Origin of the sequence: Imperialibacter sp. (assembly GCF_048007035.1) — a bacterium.
Taxonomy (GTDB): Bacteria; Bacteroidota; Bacteroidia; order Cytophagales; family Cyclobacteriaceae; genus Imperialibacter.
Genome location: NZ_CP180355.1, coordinates 1,789,895 through 1,808,387, shown reverse-complemented (window position 1 = coordinate 1,808,387; position 18,493 = coordinate 1,789,895). Strand labels below are relative to the sequence as shown.

Below are 18,493 nucleotides of genomic sequence, written 5' to 3'. Positions count from 1 at the left end.
TTGTAGCCGAACCTCTTAGGCCTGCGCCTTTGCGTGATCACTTTTCTTTGTGAAATCACGCAAAGACGCCAAGGCGCAAAGATGAACTTTAATTTTTGTTCGGAATGCTTCGAAGTGCCTCTATGTGATTAATCAAATTAGCCAGCCTCTTGCGATAAAAACTACAGCCCATTAACAATTCTCTGAATCCCATTTTTGATAAGTTCTTCATTGAAATTGACAAGCAAACCCAACTTCATGTTTGTAAGTCTCAAGTAAGTCAGTAGTTGTTTTTGGTGAACTCTGCTTATTTCCTCTACTGACTTAAGCTCCAGAATTACTTTTCTCTCGACGATGATATCAGCTTTGAAGCCGATATCCATTTTCAGACTATCCCAATAAACTGGAATGCCTTTTTGTCTTTCGATGCTCAATCCGGCTTTTTTTAGCTCATAACAAAGGATCTCTTCGTAAACAGACTCAAAAAGCCCCGGGCCCATCCCACGGTGAACTGTAAAGCAGGTATTAACAATGATTTTTGATAGATCGTTTTCCGACATAGCTTTCTTAGTTAATAGTTGGAAAAATTTTTCTCAAAATATAGTACATAAAATGTCACTGGTGAAGCCATAGCCGAATGATTTACTAGACCTTTGCGGTCTGATTTATCAGACTTGCGCCTTTGCGTGACTATCTCCTTTCTACTTTTCAGAAATACCATAAAAAAGAAAAGGACTCACAGCAGGCGAGTCCTTTTTCTTTACCTATTCCTCCCTTCCAACTTTGAAGAGGTGTGTTAAGCGTGAAGGGTTCTTAATTGTCTTTTTTCTCTTTTTCGATCATAGAGGAGGTGAGGTCGTTCAGCACCTCCAATTTTGTTGAGAAGTCGCCTTTCAGTTTGTCCCGAAAGGTTTTCATGTTGTCCAGCAACGACTGCATGCTGTCGGGGATGGCCTCCTCCAGGTACTGGCGCATCCGTTTTGCCAGGGTAGGGGACTTGCCGTTCGTAGAGATGGCAATTTTCAGGTCTCCTTTGCGAACAATAGAGCCAAGGTAAAAATCACACAGCGCCGGAGTATCTGCCACATTGGTCAAAATGCCCAGCTCAGCTGTCTTTAGTTTGATTTCTTTGTGTAGTTCAAAATTATCTGTCGCTAGTATCACCAGCTGCTTGTTGTTCAGGTCGTCAAATTCAAATTTCCTGTAGGTCAGCACCACATTGGGGGAGCTTTTCGCCAGTTTTTCCGTTTCCTCCAGATAGCGATCAGCAACAACCGTTACATTGGCCAATGGGTTGTTGACCAGCAATGCAGTAAGCTTTTCGAGCCCCACATTGCCACCTCCCACAAGCAGCGTGTTAAAGTTCTCAAGCTTCAGGAAAACCGGAAAGAGCGTATTTTGGCTCATGCCTTCTTTTCCAGTTGTTCAAGTATCGTTGCCATGAATTCTTCTTTCTGCGCAACTTTTACCACTTCGCCAATAACGATAATGGCAGGGCTGCCGAGTCTTTTCTCCCGGGCAATAGAGGTAATGCTCGACACAGTGCCAATACCCATTTTTTGATTGGGAAGGCTGCCGTTTTGGATGATGGCGACAGGCGTTTCGTCTTTTTGAAACCTGGAAAAGATTCCCATAATTTCCTTCAGCTTGTTCATGCCCATCAGTATGATAACAGTGGCATTCGATTGGGCAGCATAGTAGAGATCGTTCGATACTTTGCCGCCGCTGGTGGTGCCGGTAATCACCCAAAAGCTGTCGCTCATGCCCCGGGCGGTCAATGGTATATTGTTAATGGCTGGAACAGCATGGGAGCTGCTGATGCCAGGAATTACTTCCACGTCAATCCCAAAGCTTTTCACGTAATCCATTTCTTCCTGTCCACGACCGAAAATGAAAGGATCGCCGCCTTTCAGGCGTACCACATGCCCGTAGTGATAGGCATGCTCCACAATCAGCTTATTGATTTCCTCCTGCCTGTAGCTATGTCTACCGGCTCTTTTGCCTACAAAAAGCCTGACGGCCGACGCAGGGGCATAGTCGAGCAGTTCCTCGTTAACCAGGGCGTCGTAAAGCACTGCATCAGCCGACTGCAAGGCCTTCACTGCTTTCAGCGTAATTAGCTCAGGGTCACCCGGGCCGGCGCCAACCAGGGAAACTTTTGGAAGTTTTTTTGCCTGAATATTCATTGTCAGTTGCTGGTTGAAAGATTAATTGGATGCAATGAGCTGCTTGGTACGGGTAGCTTTTACTTTCTCAATAAATGCTGCTGCTTCCTCCTTAAATGTGCTGGCGAACGCTTCCGTCGGTTCGTTACTGCTTATTTTGGTGATGTGGGCTTCGAAGCTGCCTTCCGGGAAGGAGAACTCACCTTTTTCAACAAAAATCCTGTCAAAATCTCTGATGATGGCTATCTGCGTATTGTTTTTAACATCTTCAGAAAGCAACAACGCCTTGGCCGAAGTCACAAACACATTGTAGCTATGATAAAGCGAGTCTGCCCAGCGGCCTTCGGCAAAGGCTTCCTTCGCCCAGTCCAGCTTTTCTTCCGAGTCGTAGAACAGCGTAGCCACCAGGTCAATGATCACCCCGGCGCACTCTCCAACAGCTGTTTCCACTTTGAAATTTTGTTCTTCGCCCCAGTCCACAAAATCAGAATCTGAGAGATCGTCCAGTGAAGTCAGTGGCTTCAGCAAAGTATAGAAGTACCTGTCGCCTTGTCGGGCGAAATAATCTTTGTAGTACTCACCTTCGTTACCATTTTCGTCATAGTCGGCAAGCAAGACTCTCAACGCTTCGGGACCTCTTTTGCTGGGGATTTTGATCACTTTGTTAGCAATACGGCCATTGCCGTCGGCGTCAACTCCGCCACCAAGAAGCACTTGCAGGGCAGGGAGAACCAGCCCGTCTTTTTTCTGAGAGCTGCCGTGGAAGCCTATGCCAGCAATGCCATGTTGCCCGCAAGAGTTGGGGCAGCCGCTGATTTTAATGCTGATGTCGCTGTTTTTAACCAGGTCGGGAAATTCTTCCGTCATCACTCTTTCCAACTCCACAGCGATACCATAGCTGCTGGAAATTCCCAGGTTACAAGTGTCGGTACCTGGGCAGGCAGCTACGTCAGCAGTCGATTCGAAACCGGGATTGGCCAGCCCCAGCTTGTCCAATGCCACGTAAAGACCCCGAAGCGCTTCTTCCCTCACAAACTTGAGCATATAGCCTTGAGTAACAGTAATTCTAAGTTCATCCGCTGCAAATTCCCTTACAACCTCTGCCAGCGCCCTTGCTTTGTCGGAACTCAGGTTGCCAAGTTGGGTTTTAAGCCCAATAGCGAAGAAGCCTTTTTGCTTTTGAGGAAAAACGTTGGTTTGCAGCCATAGCTGATACCGAGCTTCATTGTCGATGCTTACTTCTGGATATACCTTTCCCGCTGGCTGCGGTTCAGGCTGCTGCACTGATGTGGTATCAATACGAAACGTCTTGTGTTTGAGCGCCGGATATTCAGCTTTAGCCAGATCAAGTAAGCCCTGCAACCCTATTTCAGCCATCAAAAACTTCATGCGTGCTTTTTGACGACGAGCCCTTTCACCATATCTATCGAAAACCCGCAAGAGCGACTCGGTAAACGGAATGATTTGATCTTCCTCCATGAACTCATAGGCTACCTGGGCGAGCATCGGTTGTGCACCAAGGCCGCCTCCCACAACCACCTTAAAACCTCTAACCTCTTTTCCGTTAACCTGCTTCACTTTGGCAATGAACCCAATATCGTGTATGAAAGAGAAGGCGGAATCCTCATCTGAAGAGGAGAAAGAAATCTTAAACTTTCTGCCCATTTCCTGGCAAATAGGGTTGCGCAGAAAGTACTCAAATGTTGCCTGTGCGTAAGGTGTGATATCAAATGGCTCGTTGGGGTCAATGCCCGCTTTGGCAGATCCGGTTACATTTCTTACTGTGTTACCGCAGGCCTCCCTAAGTGTGATTTTTTCTTTTTCAAGCTTTGCCCAAAGTTCGGGTGTTCTGTCGAGGCTCACGTAGTGAATCTGAATGTCCTGCCGTGTAGTGGCGTGCAGGGTACTGCTGGCGAACTCATCCGACAAATTGGCTATATGCACCAGCTGCCGGGTAGTTACTTTACCATAGGGCAGCTTGATCCTGATCATTTGCACGCCAGGCTGTCGTTGACCGTACACTCCCCTTGCAAGGCGCACACTACGGAACTTGTCGTCATCGATTTGCAGGTTCCTGAATTTTGAAATTTTGTCTGCCAGGTCAATGATGTCTTTCTCAATGACCGGATTGTTGATGTCTTCTAACTCACTTCTGAAACTTTGCATGGCTGAATTTTCTTGGGATAAAAAACAAAAAAGCCTTTCCGCTTTGGTAGCTGGAAAGGCTTTCATTTATGTTTTGGATGGCGCTATTACTCGTTGTTTCGATTTGCTACCACACTAATTAAATGCCTTTCCGCTTCCGGACAACACCAGAACCAGCAAGCACACCTGTTTGAGGCGAACTCCTTTTCATTAATCAAAAATTGGGTAGCAGTCGTAATCACTTACTTTGTAATTTTATACAATGCTAAAGTTGGGATTTTATAAATCCAAAGATTGCGTCATAAATTTTACCCAATCCAAATAATCAGGCACTTTTCAGGCACTTTTTCAAAAGTTTCTTTGGCTTTTGGATATGCCTAACGTCAAGATAGTACACAACGGTGCCAGGATGTGCTACTCGTACCTAAGCACTCTAACGGGATTTCGCCTCGCTGCGTTCAAGCTTATTACAGAAACGGTCAGCACAATGACACTTGCAACCAGAAGCCCGGCTGCCCCAAACGACCACCAACTAATCCCCGCCTTGTAAGCGAATGCCGATAGCCAGGCATCGATGGCAGCAAAAGTGATAGGTGTGGCAACAAGAACCGACAACCCAAGTATCACCAACAGCCTTCTATTAAGCAAAACAAGGATGCCGGAAATGGAAGCACCAAGCACCTTACGGATGCCAATTTCTTTGGTGCGTTGTTGAACCATAAAGCTGGTAAGTCCATACAGGCCAATGCAGGCCACCAGAATGCTCAGTATCGAAAAGAAATTGATAGCACTGAGAAGTCGTTGCTCGTCGTTGTAAAAGCGGGCAAAATCTTCATCGAGAAAGGTGTAATTAAACGCTGCCTCTGATTCCATTCTTTCCCACTTTTCCCTGATGGCGTCAAGCGTAGCCGGGTAGTCGTTTCCGCTGAGCCGTGCGGCAATGTTCCAGCCGTTCATGCGGTTGAGAATACAGAGGGCGGGTTGCACTTGTTTGTGAAGCGATTGAAAATGAAAGTCTTTTAGTACACCAACAATATGAAGTGGCTGGCTGTCGTCTCCCCATATCTTAACGGTACGGCCCACGGGGTCGTCGTAGCCGAGGCCTTCTGCGAGGGTTTCGTTGATCACCACACCAGTGCTGTCGGACGCAAATTTGGTATCAAGAAACCTTCCCGAGGTCACGTCGATATTGTATACCTCGCTGAATTTGTCGTCGACTGTAAAGTAGGTGGACATCACACCGCTCTCATTAACACTGCCACCCTCGGGCACGGCGTAGTAGGAGTTGTTGGTGTAGCCATCGCCAAGGGCGTCCATGCCGGCGGAGGCTGTTACTACATTGGGCACGGTGGCCAGCTCCTGCAGAAATGCTTGCTGTTGTTTGAAAATCGCTGAGTTTTGACTCACCCGCATTACCACCACCTGCTCTTTGTCAAAGCCAAGGTCTTTGCTCAGCATGAACTGATTTTGTCGGTAAATGAGGAGTGAGCCTGCAATGAGACACACCGTTACTACAAACTGGAAAGAAATAAGCAGCTCCCTGAAAGTTCGGCTTCCTTTGCCCTTTAATAACTTGCCTTTTAGCGACTCCACCGGACTCCACGACGACATCACCAGCGACGGGTACAAGCCCGAGAACAGGGCTGTAAAGACAAACACTGAGACTAGCAGGATAATGCCACTTTGTTCCTGCCAAATGCTGATGTAGATGCTTCTACCCGTTAGCTCCGCAAAAAGAGGCTTGCCAATGTCGGAAAGGGTGGCGCCCATGCCCCACGCCAGTGCGACGATAATGACTGCCTCAAACAAGAACTGCCACCTTAGCTGGGCCGATGAAGCACCCATGCTTTTTCTGACGCCCACTTCTTTGGCTCTTTTCATCGATTGTGCTGTGGAGGCGTTGATAAAATTGATGCAGGCCATCAGAAGGGTCAACAGGCCAATTACCCCCAGTGTTTTTATGGTCGATGGGCTGCCAAACTGGAAGCCATCCATGAAATCGAAATTGCCTGCCTGGAGATAAATGTCAGCTACGGAGATTAGCTTTGGGTGATCCTTCACAAGCTCATAGTCGGCCTTGGCATATACAGCTTCAATTTGCTTTTCCAGCGTTCTTGTGTCGACAGGTAAGACACTTTTGATATAGGTATACACTGAGAGCTTGTACCATTGTGAAATGAGTTGACCGTCGGTGGTTTTGATTTCCCAGGGCACTATCGCACTGATTTTCATGTGGCTGTCGGGGTAATTCCTGATGATGCCAGTGACTTTCAATGGCACGTCAAAATCACCTGTCAGGCGGAGCGTTTGGCCAATGGGATCCGTGCTTCCAAAATACTTGCTGGCAAGCGTCTCTGTTAGAATGACGGACGATGGATCGTTGAGGGCTGTGGCGGGGTCGCCTTTGAGGAGCTCGAAATCAAAAAACTGAAAGAAGTGCTTCTCTGCCATAAGCACATCGCTGGAATACTTTTGGTCGCCCACTTGCACCGAAGACCGAATGTTGCGCACATTGATGACATCGCTGACCGAAGCAAGCTGGCCTTTGAGTAATTCAGCGTCTTGTTTGGTGGTCAGGCCCACGTTTCGGCTTCCCTCACCCTTTAAGTCTTCCTTCCAATGCAGCAAATAGGTATTGCTGGCCTCCTGCTGAAACGCATCAACTTTGAGCTCACCAATAATAAATGCCCCAATGGTGATGGCGGCTGTGATGCCAACAGCCAGTCCAATAATGTTTAGCAGTGAGAAAGTTTTATTTCTTACAAGGTTGCGGTAAGCAATCAAAAGGTAGTTCCTGATCATAGCTACTTTTTTTACTAAAATCCAGGGCCAAGGAAATGCCATTTTTATAAGTAGCTGCTAATCAATTAATTAATTCCAAGGAGGGTGTGTTGCTCTGTTTCAAAATGGAACAGCCCGTACATTATTTTGACTCGTCAAGGAATTTGATTAGCTCTTTATGTGATAGCAGCAGGGCGTCCATCACCTCCAGCAAGTTTTCATAGTCGTCGGCAATGTTTTTAACGTCACGGGAAATGTCGCTTGATTTCGACATTTTGAACTTGTGAAACTGTCTGAATCCCTCAAGTATTTTCTGCATGTCGTCCGATTGGCTCATAAAACGCTCCAGCCTTGCCCTGTTGTCGATGAGTTCTGCTTTCAGGTGAGCTGTTGCTTCCTCGGCCGGAATGGGGGCAGCTTCGTTCGGTAAGCCCATTTTTTCTAGTTCTTCCTGTATAGCCGCCGAGTTCGACAAGTCTTTTTCAAGGAGATCAGACAGCTCAATGTTAAATAATTTTACAATTTTGAGAACGTTCTCAAGTCGGGGCTCTGCTGTTCCTTTCTCGTAACTGGCAATATTACCCCTATTGAGGGCAATCCTTTCGCCGAGCTGCTCCTGGCTCAGACCAGCTTTCTTTCGTAAAAATTTCAGGTTATCAGCGAAAAACTTCATTTCTGTAAAAAATATTTACATTTTGACTTGCTGCTCGGTTGTTTTTCACAACAATTGTGTACTTTTGGGTAAATTTATGTAAAAAAATTAAACATTTTCTATTAACCCTCGTTAATATTAGTGTTATGAATTTTACAAAACATCAAATTAACAGATATATCAATCCTATTAACACTTCTTCTAGTCAATTTTTTCCTTAGCGGCATAGTCAGCCAGGAGCACCGTGTCGGGCATTCGATATGGATCAACCGGCAAAATGATTAAAATAATTTTCTGACTTAAAAGAAGACGACATGATTACCGCAGAGAAAACCAGGAATACTAATTCGAAAAAGAAAGACTTTAAGAAGCTAGGGTTTTCTGCCCTCGACACCATAGAGATCACCCAAGGTCTTAACCAGCTATTGGCTAATTACTCAGTGCATTATCAGAAGCTCAGGAACTTTCATTGGAATGTGAAAGGTAACGATTTTTTCAGGCTGCATGAGAAGTTTGAAGAGTTGTACGATGAGGCCAGAGGGCACATTGACGACATCGCCGAGCGGATACGGGTTTTTGGTCAAATGCCCATGAGTACGATGGGGGAGTATATCGAAAATGCCGAAATCAAAGAAATTAGAAAGGAGCTTCCAGCCAGGGAAATGGTAGTGGAAGTTTTGCTCGACATCAGAATCCTGCTTTCCGACATGCACAGTGTGGTGCACACGGCTCAGGAAAGTGATGACACCGGAACGGAAGATATGCTCACTAGCTATATTCAGGGGCTGGAAAAACACCATTGGATGCTTAGTGCATGGTTGAGCGAAAAATGGGAGGTTAAATGAGTAGCTTGCAAACGCACTCAAGAGTGGCCATTTTCATCTATAGCCGTGCAAAGGTGCGAGACCGGAAACTACTGGCAAGGGCAGAAGCGCTTAATGTCAAGCTAAAAAAAATAGACATTGATGCGGAAAAACTCACGTCGACTCATTTTGCAAGCCTTGCCTCTGATATGACGGTGGATGTTAGCGACCTTATCGACCCGAGGATTATTGAGGGGTACAAAATTTCTGACACGGAGGGTACATTAAAGTTGATCAACAAGAATCCGGAATTACTCAAGACGCCGATTGTGGTGACTTCTGAATGTGTCAAATATATCGAAGACTATGGCGACCTGGAGGCGATTGATCAGCTATTTTCACCGTCAGCAAAGAACCATTCTGTAACGTAAAAAACGATCCATGAAAAGAAAGGAAAATTATATAATGGTGCCGTTTGATTTTCAGCCGGAATCAAAAATGGCATTGAAAGCCGCCCTCAAGATTGGCAAAACATTGGGGATGCGAATAGAAGTAATACAATTCAAACCGATTGAAAATGCTGCTTTTTTGCCGAACGTTGGCTTGATGGGAGGCAATGGGGCTGCAATTCCCCAGCTGGTGAAAACTGAGCAGAAATTTGAGGGAATGGATGAGTTTCTGAGGGTGTTGGAAGAGATGAATGCCTTGCACAGAGATATTCATTTTCATCAGATTGAGGAGTCGCCTGAGGCAGGGATCAAGGAATTTATGCATGAAAACGATCCATCGTTGCTGGTGATACATAAAGAGGCTTTCAAGGGAAGCAATCCTTTGACCGGCTCAGTTGTTCAGCGAATTATCAGGCATACAGATATGCCAGTGCTGGCATTGGAGGGTTCGGTACTGCCTGAATCATTCAAAAATATTGTGCTGCCTACCGACGTCAGCAGGTTTCTTCCCACTGAGGCCGATTTCATCAGTCACTGGGTTGACTCATTTAACTCAACTGTGCACCTGCTCAACGTAGTGCACACTGATTTGATAGACGACGAGGAAATAAAGTCAAAAATGCAAAAGGTAGCACTTGAACTGGGCTTTGAGAAGTTCTTTGTCAATGCCACACACCATGATAAGGAGGTCGAAGCCATAGTTGAATTCAGCGAGCAGGTTGATGCTGACCTCATCATGATGAAGACCTACGATAAGACCGGCCTTGAACGCTTTTTATTTGGCAGCATCACAGAAGATGTTGTGAAAGCGCCGTCGCCAGCCGTGTTGGCTGTTAATGTATCTATGAACTAAACAAAGCGAGGGATTCTACTTAATGCATTGGCTGGACATACTCATTTTCTTTATTTACATGGTGATCATGCTGGGGATAGGTTTCTTCTTCCTCAGGCAAAACAAAAGTGACGACGACTATTACGTAGGAGGGCGATCCATGGGTAGCATGCACGTGGGCCTTAGTGTGGTGGCCACCGACGTTGGCGGTGGCTTTTCTATTGGCCTGGGCGGTCTTGGCTTCACAATGGGGATTTCAGGGTCGTGGATGTTGTTCACGGGCCTGATTGGTGCCTGGCTTTCGGCCGTGGTGCTTATTCCCAAGGTAAGCAAGATGTCGAAGCTTGAGGGGCTTTATACGTTTCCCCAGATTTTCGGGCTTTTCTACAACAAAAAGGTGGCTTTGCTGGCAGGAATCATTTCTGCCATAGGTTATCTAGGTTTTACGAGTTCCCAGATGCTGGCTGGTGCCAAACTCGCCTCGGCCACTTTTGTTGACCTGGATCTCATGACGGCACTGTTCGTTATGGGGGTGATAGCAGTGGTATACACTGTCATGGGCGGTTTGAAAGCAGTCATCTATACCGATACTGTTCAATGGATTATTCTCATGGCCGGTTTGATCTTCATCGGGATTCCGATGGGTTATCACGCCATTGGAGGGTATGACGCTATTGTTCAAACACTTCCACCCGAGTTCCTGCGCTGGGATAACCTTACCTGGCAAATGCTGGTGAACTGGGCTGTGACCATCATTCCCATTTGGTTTGTTGGAATGACTTTGTACCAGAGAATCTATGCTTGCAAAGGGCCGAAGGAAGCCCAAAAGGCCTGGTTTATTGCGGGCCTTTTCGAGTGGCCAATTATGGCAATCATGGGCGTTGTTTTGGGCCTTTTTGCCAGAGTAGCGGCGGAGCAAGGTATGTTTGATGCTGTGGGCTATGCCGGGGTGGGAACCATGGACGAAGAAATTGGGTTGCCATTACTCCTGCGAGATATTTTGCCGGTGGGTCTGCTTGGCTTGATGATGTCAGCTTATTTTTCGGCGATTCTGTCAACCGCTGACAGCTGCCTGATGGCTGCCTCTGGAAATATTGTTACCGACATCCTTGGGGTTAAATCGACCTCAGAGGCTACTTCGAAGTCAACGCTGCGGATGTCGCAGCTGATAACGCTGGGCGTGGGTGTTGCAGCGCTTATCCTTGCCAGTACTATGGAAAACGTACTTGAACTTATGTTGTACTCTTATGCGTTTTTAGTGTCAGGGTTACTGGTTCCGCTTGTGGCAGCGCTGTTCGGTGCCAGGGTATCCAGCACAGCAGCCTTTTGGTCGATGCTGGTCGGCGGCGCTACCACGGTTGGTTTGAGCATTGCACCTATTGACCTGCCCCTTCAGCTGGATCCGAATGTGTTCGGTATTTCGGCGTCAGCAGCCATTTTTGTTATATTAAATTCAGTTACTACTAAAAAAACCTACGCTCATGATAAGCTATGAACTTCTCACACCTGGCCTCACTGTTGGCATGAACCAGCGCATGTTAATTGCGGCATTTCTGCACAAGCACCTGGACGAATTTGGCGATGAAAAGGAAGATATTCTAAAATGCATTGACTACGCCCTTGACGATAACCTGAAGCCAGGCGGATTTGTGCTGGTGGCGCATGATAAGGAGAAAGATAGGATAGTGGGGGCTGTGGTGGTAAACCGAACTGGCATGGAAGGTTACATACCTGAGAACATCCTTGTATACATCGCCATGCACAAGGATTACCGTGGGCAGGGTATAGGCAAGCAGCTTATGCAGAAAGCCATTGATTCCGCCGACGGTAACATTGCCTTGCATGTGGAGCCCGAAAATCCAGCCGTACACTTGTACAAGAAGCTCGGCTTTACCAATAAATACCTGGAAATGAGGCTGGTGAAAAACTGACCTCCTCTTTTTTAAGTAAATTTGACCAACATCAACCCGTCTGCTGAGTTGTCCTCAGTGGATTTATCATTTTAAGATGGCTTATATTACGCTCAACAGAACCAAGCTCAAACACAACTACGACTTCCTCAATGCGAAGTTTGAACAGAATAATATTGAGTGGGGAGTTGTATCCAAGTTGCTCTGCGGCAACCGAACATTCATCGAAGAGCTGATTAAGCTGGGCACACGGGAAATCCATGATTCCAGAATAGGTAACCTGAAAGTGGTGAAGTCCATTAATCCTGATGTACAAACTGTTTATATAAAACCGCCTGCGAAAAAAAACATATTGAAGATTGTCAAATATGCCGACGTTAGCTTCAATACTGAGTACACTACCATGCAGCTGCTGTCCAAAGAGGCAATGCGGCAGGGTAAAGTGCATAAGGTGATTATCATGATTGAGATGGGCGACCTGAGAGAGGGCGTTGTGGGCGATCACCTGCTGGAATTTTATGAGCAGGTATTTGAGCTGCCTAACCTTGAGATTGTAGGATTGGGCACGAACCTTAACTGCCTGAATGGCGTAATGCCGTCTCCCGATAAGCTGGTTCAGCTAAGCTTGTACAAGGAGTTGGTGGAAACCAAGTTTAATAAGAAGATTCCCTGGGTATCAGGAGGCACCTCCGTCACTTTTCCTTTGCTACAACGAAACCTGCTGCCGAAAGGCGTTAACCACTTCAGAATTGGTGAAACGCTGTATTTTGGAGCCGATTTATTCACAGGCGGAACAGTGGAGGGCATGCAAACGGACGTTTTCAAGCTTTACACACAAATCATAGAACTCACACAAAAGCCAAAAACCCCCGAAGGTGAGCTGGCGGAGAATCCATCGGGCGAAGTCTTTGAAATTAAGCAGGAAGACATAGGCAAGACCTCTTACAGGGCCATAGTTGATATTGGCCTGCTGGAGATTGCACCTGATTTTCTTATTCCGGAAGAAAAGGGAGTTACGGTGATAGGAGCAAGTTCGGACATGCTGGTGCTTGATTTGGGCAACTCCGACAGGAACTATCAGGTGGGTGACATAGTGACCTTTCAGATGAAGTACATGGGTGTGTTGGGCGTGCTCAACTCCGACTACATTGAAAAATACGTAGTAGAGTAATCTTGCTAAGAACTCACCTTCTCTCCAAAAACCCAGCTTGGCTTAAGCATGATCCGCTTTAATCCAAACTTCTTGATCGACACTTTTTCGATATATTCAACGGCTTCCTCCACTGAATCAGTCACCAGAAACAGATCCAGGTCTTCGGGTGATACGGTCTTTTCCTTCACCATGTGATCCAACTGGCTAACCAGGTGGCTCCAATAGTCTTTGCCAAACAACACGAGCGGAAATCCCTTAATTTTCCCCGTTTGTATCAGCGTCAACGTTTCAAAAAGCTCATCCATTGTGCCTGCACCGCCCGGCATCACCACAAAACCATAGGAATACTTTAGCAAAAGCACCTTTCTCACAAAGAAGTAGTTGAAGTTGACTACAATGTCGAGATAGGGATTGGCGTGCTGCTCGTGTGGAAGCACAATATTGCAGCCAATCGTTTTACCACCAACTTCTTTAGCTCCCCTTGGTGCGGCCTCCATGATGCCCGGGCCACCGCCCGTCATTACCGTGAATCCTGCCAGCGCCAATTGCTGGCCGAGCTCCTGTGCGGCTTTGTAGGCGGGGTGATCCTCCTCAAACCTGGCAGAGCCAAAAACTGTGATGCATGGCCCCGTAAAGTGCAACGCCCTGAATCCACGAATAAACTCAAGTGCCACTTTTACGATATACTTAAATTCCCGCCATCGGGTACCGGGCCCCTCTAAAAACTTCTTTTCGTTATGGTTATTAGTATCGGTGTTGTTCTCCATCATTGATCAAATAAAATCGCCTTCAATCACATTTGTATTGGCTCTATTTCCAAATTCTCCGTCATTAGCCCATACACTCAACCGTGAATATGACTATAAAATTTCCCTCCAGACTTATATTTTCTGCTTTTTCACTTGCCTTGCTGGCCGGTTGCGGCGACAAAACAACGGATACTAGCGAAAATAAGCAAGACAGCACAGTCGCTGGCAGAGCACCAGTAGCCATGACGGCTCCGAAACTTGAAGATACCTTCAAAGCCGAAATCGATGCACTGTCGGCCCACCCGCAGGTAAAAGAGGCCTTCCAGTTCATTGAAGACTATGACGAGCAAACTATCAAAACACTTATCACTCTTACCGAGATTGAAGCGCCTCCATACAAAGAAAAGAACCGCAGTGATAAATATTTGTCGCTGCTGAAAGAAGCGGGTGCCGATTCAGTTTGGCAGGATGAAGTGTGGAATGCAATCGGCTTGGTTAAAGGAACAAAAAGAGGTAAGGTGCTGGCGTTTTGTGCTCACCTCGACACGGTTTTCCCGGAAGGCACCGATACCCGGGTGCAGCAATCGGGCGATACACTAAAGGCTCCGGGTATTTCGGATGACACCAGGGGGTTAGCCATCCTTATCACCATTATGAAGGCCATTCGAAAAGCTGGCATTCAGCCCGAAAATGATATTTTGTTTATTGGTAATGTAGGAGAAGAGGGGCAGGGCGATTTGCGTGGAGCTAAGTTTCTTTTTGGGCCTAATGGGCCTAAGATTGACGCCTTTATCTCAGTGGATGGCAGTGGACATGAGTCGGTTACCAACCAGGCACTTGGGTCGCACCGGTACCGGATTACTTTTCAGGGCCCCGGAGGGCATTCGTGGGGAGCCTTTGGTTTGGGCAACCCTCACCATGCACTGGGTAGAGCCATTACCTATTTTACGGATGAAGCTGACAAGTTTACTCGCAGCGGGCCAAAGACAAACTATAACGTAGGCGTCATTTCGGGTGGCACGTCGGTCAATTCTATCCCATTTGAATCCATCATGGAGGTGGACATGCGTTCCGAAAGCCCTGAAAGCCTTGTTAAGGTAGATACTATTCTTCAGCAGGCGGTTCGCAAGGCACTGGCCGATCAGAATAAGCTCAAAAGACATGGCCCCGATTTGACTGTCAAAATCGAGATGATCGGCGACCGCCCTTCTGGCGAACACCCGGAAAGCATGGCCATTGTCCAAAGAGGGATAGCTGCAACGCAGTTTGTTGGCGGACGCCCAACTTTAAGAAGAGGCAGCACCGATTCCAATATCCCGATTTCAAAAGGAATACCTGCCATCACGATTGGCGGCGGTGGCATGGGTAGAAATGCTCACTCTCTTGATGAATATTTCATCAACAAGGACGGTGTGCTGGGAATCAAGAGAGCCCTGCTGATTGTGTTGGCTGAAGTGGGTATTGATGACGAAATGAGGATTGAATCAAGATAGACGATTCTTGTAGTCCTCATAGCCAAACTCTCTTACGAGTTGGAATGAGTTGTCTTCTTTCCAAATACCAATAGATGGGTGGGGTACGCCGTTGAAGGTCGTGGTTTTCACCATTGTGTAGTGGATCATGTCTTCAAACACAATCAGGTCCCCAGGCTGTAGCTCCCTATCGAATGAGTATTCGCTCATATAGTCTCCGGCCAGGCAGCTCATGCCTCCCATGCGGTAGGTAGGTTTGCCTTTTTCCGGCTCCATTTTGGCCCCTCTAATTCTTGGCTTGTAGGGCATTTCCAGGCAATCGGGCATGTGGCAGGTAAAAGAAGCGTCCAGAATGGCAGTTTTTACACCGGAGTTTTCTACTACATCGAGAACAGTGGACACCAGGTCGCCGGTTTCCCAGGCCACGGCACTTCCAGGCTCCAGGATGACTTCTACACCCCATTTTTCTCTGAAGGCTTTCAGAATAGAAACGAGGTGGGCAGTATCATATCCCTTTTTGGTCATCAGGTGCCCGCCCCCCATATTCACCCACTTTACCTGTGGGATCAGGTGCCCAAACTTCTCTTCGAATGCTTTCAACGTATTTTCAAGCGTGAACGAGGTGGATTCACACAATACATGGAAATGCAGCCCCTCAATGCCCTCTGGCAGCTTGTCACCAAAGTGCGCAGCTGTCATGCCCAGGCGGGAAGTAGGCGACGACGGGTTGTACAAGTCTGTTGTTACCTCTGAGTACTCGGGGTTGACCCGAATCCCACATGAGATTTTTTCAGGGTAGGCTACAACCTTGTCTTTGAATCGCTCATACTGGCTCAGCGAATTAAAAGTGATGTGACTACTTAAGGCCATGATCTCATCAAACTCCTGATCACGATAGGCTACAGCATACGTGTGCGACTTTGTTTTCATCTCCTCAAAGCAAAGCCTGGCTTCAGAGAGTGAACTTGCTGTGGCTCCTTTCAGGTACTGCCTCACCAAAGGAAAGGCGCTCCACATGGCAAATCCTTTGAATGCAAGAATGATGCTGATACCGGCCCGCTCCTGCACGTCGTTCATTAGCTCAAGATTTCTGCGGAGCAGCGACTCTTCCAGCAAGTAGCAGGGCGAAGGTATTTTTGAGTAGTCAATCATGGTCACTTGGTCGTGTAAAACAGTAAAGGGCAAGCCTTGTGCCTTGCCCCTTTTATCTTTTAATAAAGCTAAAGCTTAGTCCATTTCAAGATCTACATCGTGCAGCTCATGCCATGGTAAGCCCTGCTTGTTCATTTCTTCCATGAAGGGATCAGGGTTGAACTGCTCGACGTTGAACACACCAGCGCCGCCCCACTTGCCTTCAAGCACAAGTTTAGCGCCAATCATAGCAGGCACACCAGTGGTGTAGGAAACGCCCTGAGCTTTGGTTTCACGGTATGCATCAGGGTGCTTGCAGTTATTGTAAACGTAATAGGTCTTTTCCGCACCATTTTTTAGCCCACGCACCCTGCAACCAATCGAGGTTTCACCTTTGTAGTTTTCTCCGAGATCTCCCGGGTCAGGCAATACGGCTTTTAAAAACTGAAGCGGCACAATTTCCATTCCGTTGTAGTTGATTGGCTCAATGCTGCCCATGCCTATGTTCAGAATCACTCTGAGGTGAGTCAGGTAATTGTCGCTGAAGGTCATCCAGAAGCGGGCCCTTTTCATCGTGGGGAAGTTTTTCACCAGCGACTCGAGTTCTTCATGGTAGATCAGATAAGATTTCATGGGCCCGATGTTCGGATAGTTGATATCCTTACCTATTTCATGTGGTTTTGTTATTTTCCACTTACCATCCTCAAAGAATTTCCCTTCCTGCGTTACTTCACGAATGTTTATTTCAGGATTGAAGTTGGTAGCAAAAGCCTTTCCATGGTCTCCGGCGTTACAATCAACAATATCGAGGTAGTGAATTTCATCAAAATAATGCTTGGCGGCGTAGGAAGTGAAAACACCTGTAGCGCCTGGGTCGAAACCGCAACCTAACACGGCTGTCAGGCCTGCAGCTTTGAATTTTTCCTGATATGCCCACTGCCAGCTGTACTCAAACTTGGCTTCTTCTTTGGGCTCGTAGTTCGCTGTGTCGAGGTAGTTTACTTTGGTTTCCAAACAAGCATCCATGATAGTAAGATCCTGATAAGGAAGTGCCACATTGATGACAATGTCAGGGCGGAAACTGTTAATTAACTTGACCAGCTCAGGCACTACATCGGCATCTACTTTAGCTGTTTGTATGCTTACACCCACGTCTTTTTTTATGTCAGCGGCAATGTCATCGCACTTGGATTTGGTTCTGCTGGCGAGCATGATTTCAGTAAACACACTTGAATTTTTGGCGCATTTGTAAGCCACCACACGACCGACTCCGCCGGCACCAATAATGAGTACTTTTCCCATCTTATATCTTATTACAGGTTAATTGCTTGAACTGCAAAAGTAGCACATGCGGAAATGTATTAAAAACACAGCGATTAATATTCTGACTCATGAGGATTTTACCAGAGAACAGGAGGCAAAGAAGTGGGGTAAAAACAAAAAAACCGGAGTGTAAACCCCGGTTTCCATAGCTGGTAGTTATATTATAATTGTCAATTAGTCCATCAAAGCGCCAACCTGAACTCTTGAGTGGGCGCTTACATAGTATCCGTCGTAAAGAAATTCAGACAAAAGCTCTGTTAGTTGTTTTTCTGAGGCATTTTTCTTGAATGTGGCAAAACAGTAGGAAGCCTCTATCCCCAGTACTTCCAGTTCTGGCATTTTTGCTTTTATCCGCACAATCTTTTGCTCCATGTAGGCAGCATTGGAGTTTTCAAGCAAAGGGAAGGCGATGTTAATTTTGTCGCCAGAATAGCTTACATTCAATTTGGCGGGGAAACGTACACCAAGCTTGGCTAGTTCATGGTCTATCACTCTTGTGCTTTCGCCGTTTTCCAAAAGGGCAGTTCTTTTTTCGAAAAGAGCATCAACCTTTGAGTGGTCACTTACAGTGCTTTGGGCCATAAGAATGCCATTGAAGGCAACAAGGCAAATGATTATCAGTACTTTTTTCATAGCGGTTGTGTTATAATGTTATTTATTGTAGTCGTGAAAATGCAATGGTGTAGGAAGCTCTTAAACAGTGCCATCACCAGCGAGCCATTTTTGGGCTGCGATTCGTTGATGACCAGATAGTTTTTTTCGTTAACCATGATCAAATGTACCAGGTGGATTTCCATTTTTAAAATCCGCTCATTTCGAAGCATAAAAATGCATGTGGCATTGAAAACCAGTATTCAGGATTTTACTAAAACGACAACTTTACACTGAAAACATTACATCATTTGTGACCCCATGGAGCACATAAAACCGCTTCAGCTACTTCAAATGA

17 protein-coding genes are annotated in these 18,493 nt (G+C 46.5%); 7 read left to right on the top strand and 10 right to left on the bottom strand.

The annotated features are described in order from the left end of the window. Positions 1 to 161 precede the first annotated feature (161 nt). From ACMVP2_RS08000 to ACMVP2_RS07975, 6 genes are all read right to left on the bottom strand, one after another. Entirely contained in the window at positions 162 to 539 is a 378-nt protein-coding gene (locus ACMVP2_RS08000) for a GxxExxY protein (protein ID WP_350076204.1), read from the bottom strand. A 253-nt stretch (positions 540 to 792) separates the two neighbouring features. Then, positions 793 to 1,386, bottom strand: a complete 594-nt coding sequence (locus tag ACMVP2_RS07995) for a precorrin-2 dehydrogenase/sirohydrochlorin ferrochelatase family protein (RefSeq protein ID WP_416867323.1) — start codon at positions 1,384 to 1,386, stop codon at positions 793 to 795. Continuing rightward, a complete protein-coding gene (gene cobA, locus ACMVP2_RS07990) occupies positions 1,383 to 2,165 on the bottom strand; it encodes a uroporphyrinogen-III C-methyltransferase (protein ID WP_416867322.1) in 783 nt (260 codons plus the stop codon). Before cobA ends, ACMVP2_RS07995 begins: the two co-directional genes overlap by 4 nt. Before the next feature lie 21 nt (positions 2,166 to 2,186). After that, positions 2,187 to 4,310 carry a nitrite reductase gene (locus ACMVP2_RS07985; RefSeq protein ID WP_416867321.1) on the bottom strand — a complete coding sequence of 708 codons (2,124 nt, stop codon included), beginning with the start codon at positions 4,308 to 4,310 and terminating at the stop codon, positions 2,187 to 2,189. Between the two features lie 393 nt (positions 4,311 to 4,703). Next, positions 4,704 to 7,091 carry an ABC transporter permease gene (locus ACMVP2_RS07980; protein ID WP_416867320.1) on the bottom strand — a complete coding sequence of 796 codons (2,388 nt, stop codon included), beginning with the start codon at positions 7,089 to 7,091 and terminating at the stop codon, positions 4,704 to 4,706. A gap of 121 nt (positions 7,092 to 7,212) precedes the next feature. After that, the gene (locus tag ACMVP2_RS07975) at positions 7,213 to 7,743 is read right to left on the bottom strand and encodes a helix-turn-helix transcriptional regulator (protein WP_151998212.1); all 531 of its coding nucleotides are present in this window, start codon (positions 7,741 to 7,743) and stop codon (positions 7,213 to 7,215) included. A gap of 293 nt (positions 7,744 to 8,036) precedes the next feature. Here ACMVP2_RS07975 and ACMVP2_RS07970 point away from each other — a divergent pair, with 293 nt between their 5' ends. The 6 genes from ACMVP2_RS07970 to ACMVP2_RS07945 all read left to right on the top strand — a co-directional run bounded on the left by ACMVP2_RS07970 (position 8,037) and on the right by ACMVP2_RS07945 (position 12,887). Then, a complete protein-coding gene (locus ACMVP2_RS07970) occupies positions 8,037 to 8,567 on the top strand; it encodes a DNA starvation/stationary phase protection protein (RefSeq protein WP_339787767.1) in 531 nt (176 codons plus the stop codon). Next, positions 8,564 to 8,956: a hypothetical protein gene (locus ACMVP2_RS07965; RefSeq protein WP_339787764.1), complete on the top strand. Its 393-nt coding sequence runs from the start codon at positions 8,564 to 8,566 to the stop codon at positions 8,954 to 8,956. Before ACMVP2_RS07970 ends, ACMVP2_RS07965 begins: the two co-directional genes overlap by 4 nt. Before the next feature lie 10 nt (positions 8,957 to 8,966). Next, positions 8,967 to 9,827: a universal stress protein gene (locus ACMVP2_RS07960; protein ID WP_339787761.1), complete on the top strand. Its 861-nt coding sequence runs from the start codon at positions 8,967 to 8,969 to the stop codon at positions 9,825 to 9,827. Between the two features lie 22 nt (positions 9,828 to 9,849). Beyond that, positions 9,850 to 11,301, top strand: a complete 1,452-nt coding sequence (locus ACMVP2_RS07955; protein WP_339787759.1) for a sodium:solute symporter family protein — start codon at positions 9,850 to 9,852, stop codon at positions 11,299 to 11,301. Then, entirely contained in the window at positions 11,288 to 11,737 is a 450-nt protein-coding gene (locus ACMVP2_RS07950) for a GNAT family N-acetyltransferase (protein ID WP_416867319.1), read from the top strand. The genes ACMVP2_RS07955 and ACMVP2_RS07950 overlap by 14 nt, the downstream gene beginning before the upstream one ends. Positions 11,738 to 11,813: 76 nt before the next feature. Then, positions 11,814 to 12,887 (top strand): alanine racemase, encoded by a 1,074-nt coding sequence (locus tag ACMVP2_RS07945; RefSeq protein ID WP_416867318.1) that lies wholly within the window; start codon positions 11,814 to 11,816, stop codon positions 12,885 to 12,887. A 5-nt stretch (positions 12,888 to 12,892) separates the two neighbouring features. Here ACMVP2_RS07945 and ACMVP2_RS07940 read toward each other — a convergent pair whose 3' ends face one another. Next, a complete protein-coding gene (locus ACMVP2_RS07940) occupies positions 12,893 to 13,639 on the bottom strand; it encodes a TIGR00730 family Rossman fold protein (RefSeq protein ID WP_339787754.1) in 747 nt (248 codons plus the stop codon). Positions 13,640 to 13,725: 86 nt separating this feature from the next. On the opposite strand from ACMVP2_RS07940, the gene ACMVP2_RS07935 reads away from it, so the two are divergent. Beyond that, positions 13,726 to 15,111, top strand: a complete 1,386-nt coding sequence (locus ACMVP2_RS07935) for a M20/M25/M40 family metallo-hydrolase (RefSeq protein ID WP_416867317.1) — start codon at positions 13,726 to 13,728, stop codon at positions 15,109 to 15,111. Here ACMVP2_RS07935 and nspC read toward each other — a convergent pair. The 3 genes from nspC to ACMVP2_RS07920 form a co-directional block, all read right to left on the bottom strand. Next, positions 15,103 to 16,242: a carboxynorspermidine decarboxylase gene (gene nspC, locus ACMVP2_RS07930; protein ID WP_416867316.1), complete on the bottom strand. Its 1,140-nt coding sequence runs from the start codon at positions 16,240 to 16,242 to the stop codon at positions 15,103 to 15,105. The genes ACMVP2_RS07935 and nspC overlap by 9 nt on opposite strands. A gap of 75 nt (positions 16,243 to 16,317) precedes the next feature. Then, positions 16,318 to 17,523 (bottom strand): saccharopine dehydrogenase family protein, encoded by a 1,206-nt coding sequence (locus ACMVP2_RS07925; protein ID WP_416867315.1) that lies wholly within the window; start codon positions 17,521 to 17,523, stop codon positions 16,318 to 16,320. 195 nt (positions 17,524 to 17,718) lie between these two features. After that, positions 17,719 to 18,177, bottom strand: a complete 459-nt coding sequence (locus tag ACMVP2_RS07920; RefSeq protein ID WP_416867314.1) for a hypothetical protein — start codon at positions 18,175 to 18,177, stop codon at positions 17,719 to 17,721. Positions 18,178 to 18,493: the final 316 nt, after the last annotated feature.

What these genes read in the sequence shown, in the direction of transcription:
- ACMVP2_RS08000 (WP_350076204.1), bottom strand. Translation starts at nt 539, where the DNA reads ATGTCGGAAAACGATCTATCAAAAATCATTGTTAATACCTGCTTTACA.
- ACMVP2_RS07995 (WP_416867323.1), bottom strand. Translation starts at nt 1,386, where the DNA reads ATGAGCCAAAATACGCTCTTTCCGGTTTTCCTGAAGCTTGAGAACTTT.
- cobA (WP_416867322.1), bottom strand. Translation starts at nt 2,165, where the DNA reads ATGAATATTCAGGCAAAAAAACTTCCAAAAGTTTCCCTGGTTGGCGCC.
- ACMVP2_RS07985 (WP_416867321.1), bottom strand. Translation starts at nt 4,310, where the DNA reads ATGCAAAGTTTCAGAAGTGAGTTAGAAGACATCAACAATCCGGTCATT.
- ACMVP2_RS07980 (WP_416867320.1), bottom strand. Translation starts at nt 7,091, where the DNA reads ATGATCAGGAACTACCTTTTGATTGCTTACCGCAACCTTGTAAGAAAT.
- ACMVP2_RS07975 (WP_151998212.1), bottom strand. Translation starts at nt 7,743, where the DNA reads ATGAAGTTTTTCGCTGATAACCTGAAATTTTTACGAAAGAAAGCTGGT.
- ACMVP2_RS07970 (WP_339787767.1), top strand. Translation starts at nt 8,037, where the DNA reads ATGATTACCGCAGAGAAAACCAGGAATACTAATTCGAAAAAGAAAGAC.
- ACMVP2_RS07965 (WP_339787764.1), top strand. Translation starts at nt 8,564, where the DNA reads ATGAGTAGCTTGCAAACGCACTCAAGAGTGGCCATTTTCATCTATAGC.
- ACMVP2_RS07960 (WP_339787761.1), top strand. Translation starts at nt 8,967, where the DNA reads ATGAAAAGAAAGGAAAATTATATAATGGTGCCGTTTGATTTTCAGCCG.
- ACMVP2_RS07955 (WP_339787759.1), top strand. Translation starts at nt 9,850, where the DNA reads ATGCATTGGCTGGACATACTCATTTTCTTTATTTACATGGTGATCATG.
- ACMVP2_RS07950 (WP_416867319.1), top strand. Translation starts at nt 11,288, where the DNA reads ATGATAAGCTATGAACTTCTCACACCTGGCCTCACTGTTGGCATGAAC.
- ACMVP2_RS07945 (WP_416867318.1), top strand. Translation starts at nt 11,814, where the DNA reads ATGGCTTATATTACGCTCAACAGAACCAAGCTCAAACACAACTACGAC.
- ACMVP2_RS07940 (WP_339787754.1), bottom strand. Translation starts at nt 13,639, where the DNA reads ATGATGGAGAACAACACCGATACTAATAACCATAACGAAAAGAAGTTT.
- ACMVP2_RS07935 (WP_416867317.1), top strand. Translation starts at nt 13,726, where the DNA reads ATGACTATAAAATTTCCCTCCAGACTTATATTTTCTGCTTTTTCACTT.
- nspC (WP_416867316.1), bottom strand. Translation starts at nt 16,242, where the DNA reads ATGATTGACTACTCAAAAATACCTTCGCCCTGCTACTTGCTGGAAGAG.
- ACMVP2_RS07925 (WP_416867315.1), bottom strand. Translation starts at nt 17,523, where the DNA reads ATGGGAAAAGTACTCATTATTGGTGCCGGCGGAGTCGGTCGTGTGGTG.
- ACMVP2_RS07920 (WP_416867314.1), bottom strand. Translation starts at nt 18,177, where the DNA reads ATGAAAAAAGTACTGATAATCATTTGCCTTGTTGCCTTCAATGGCATT.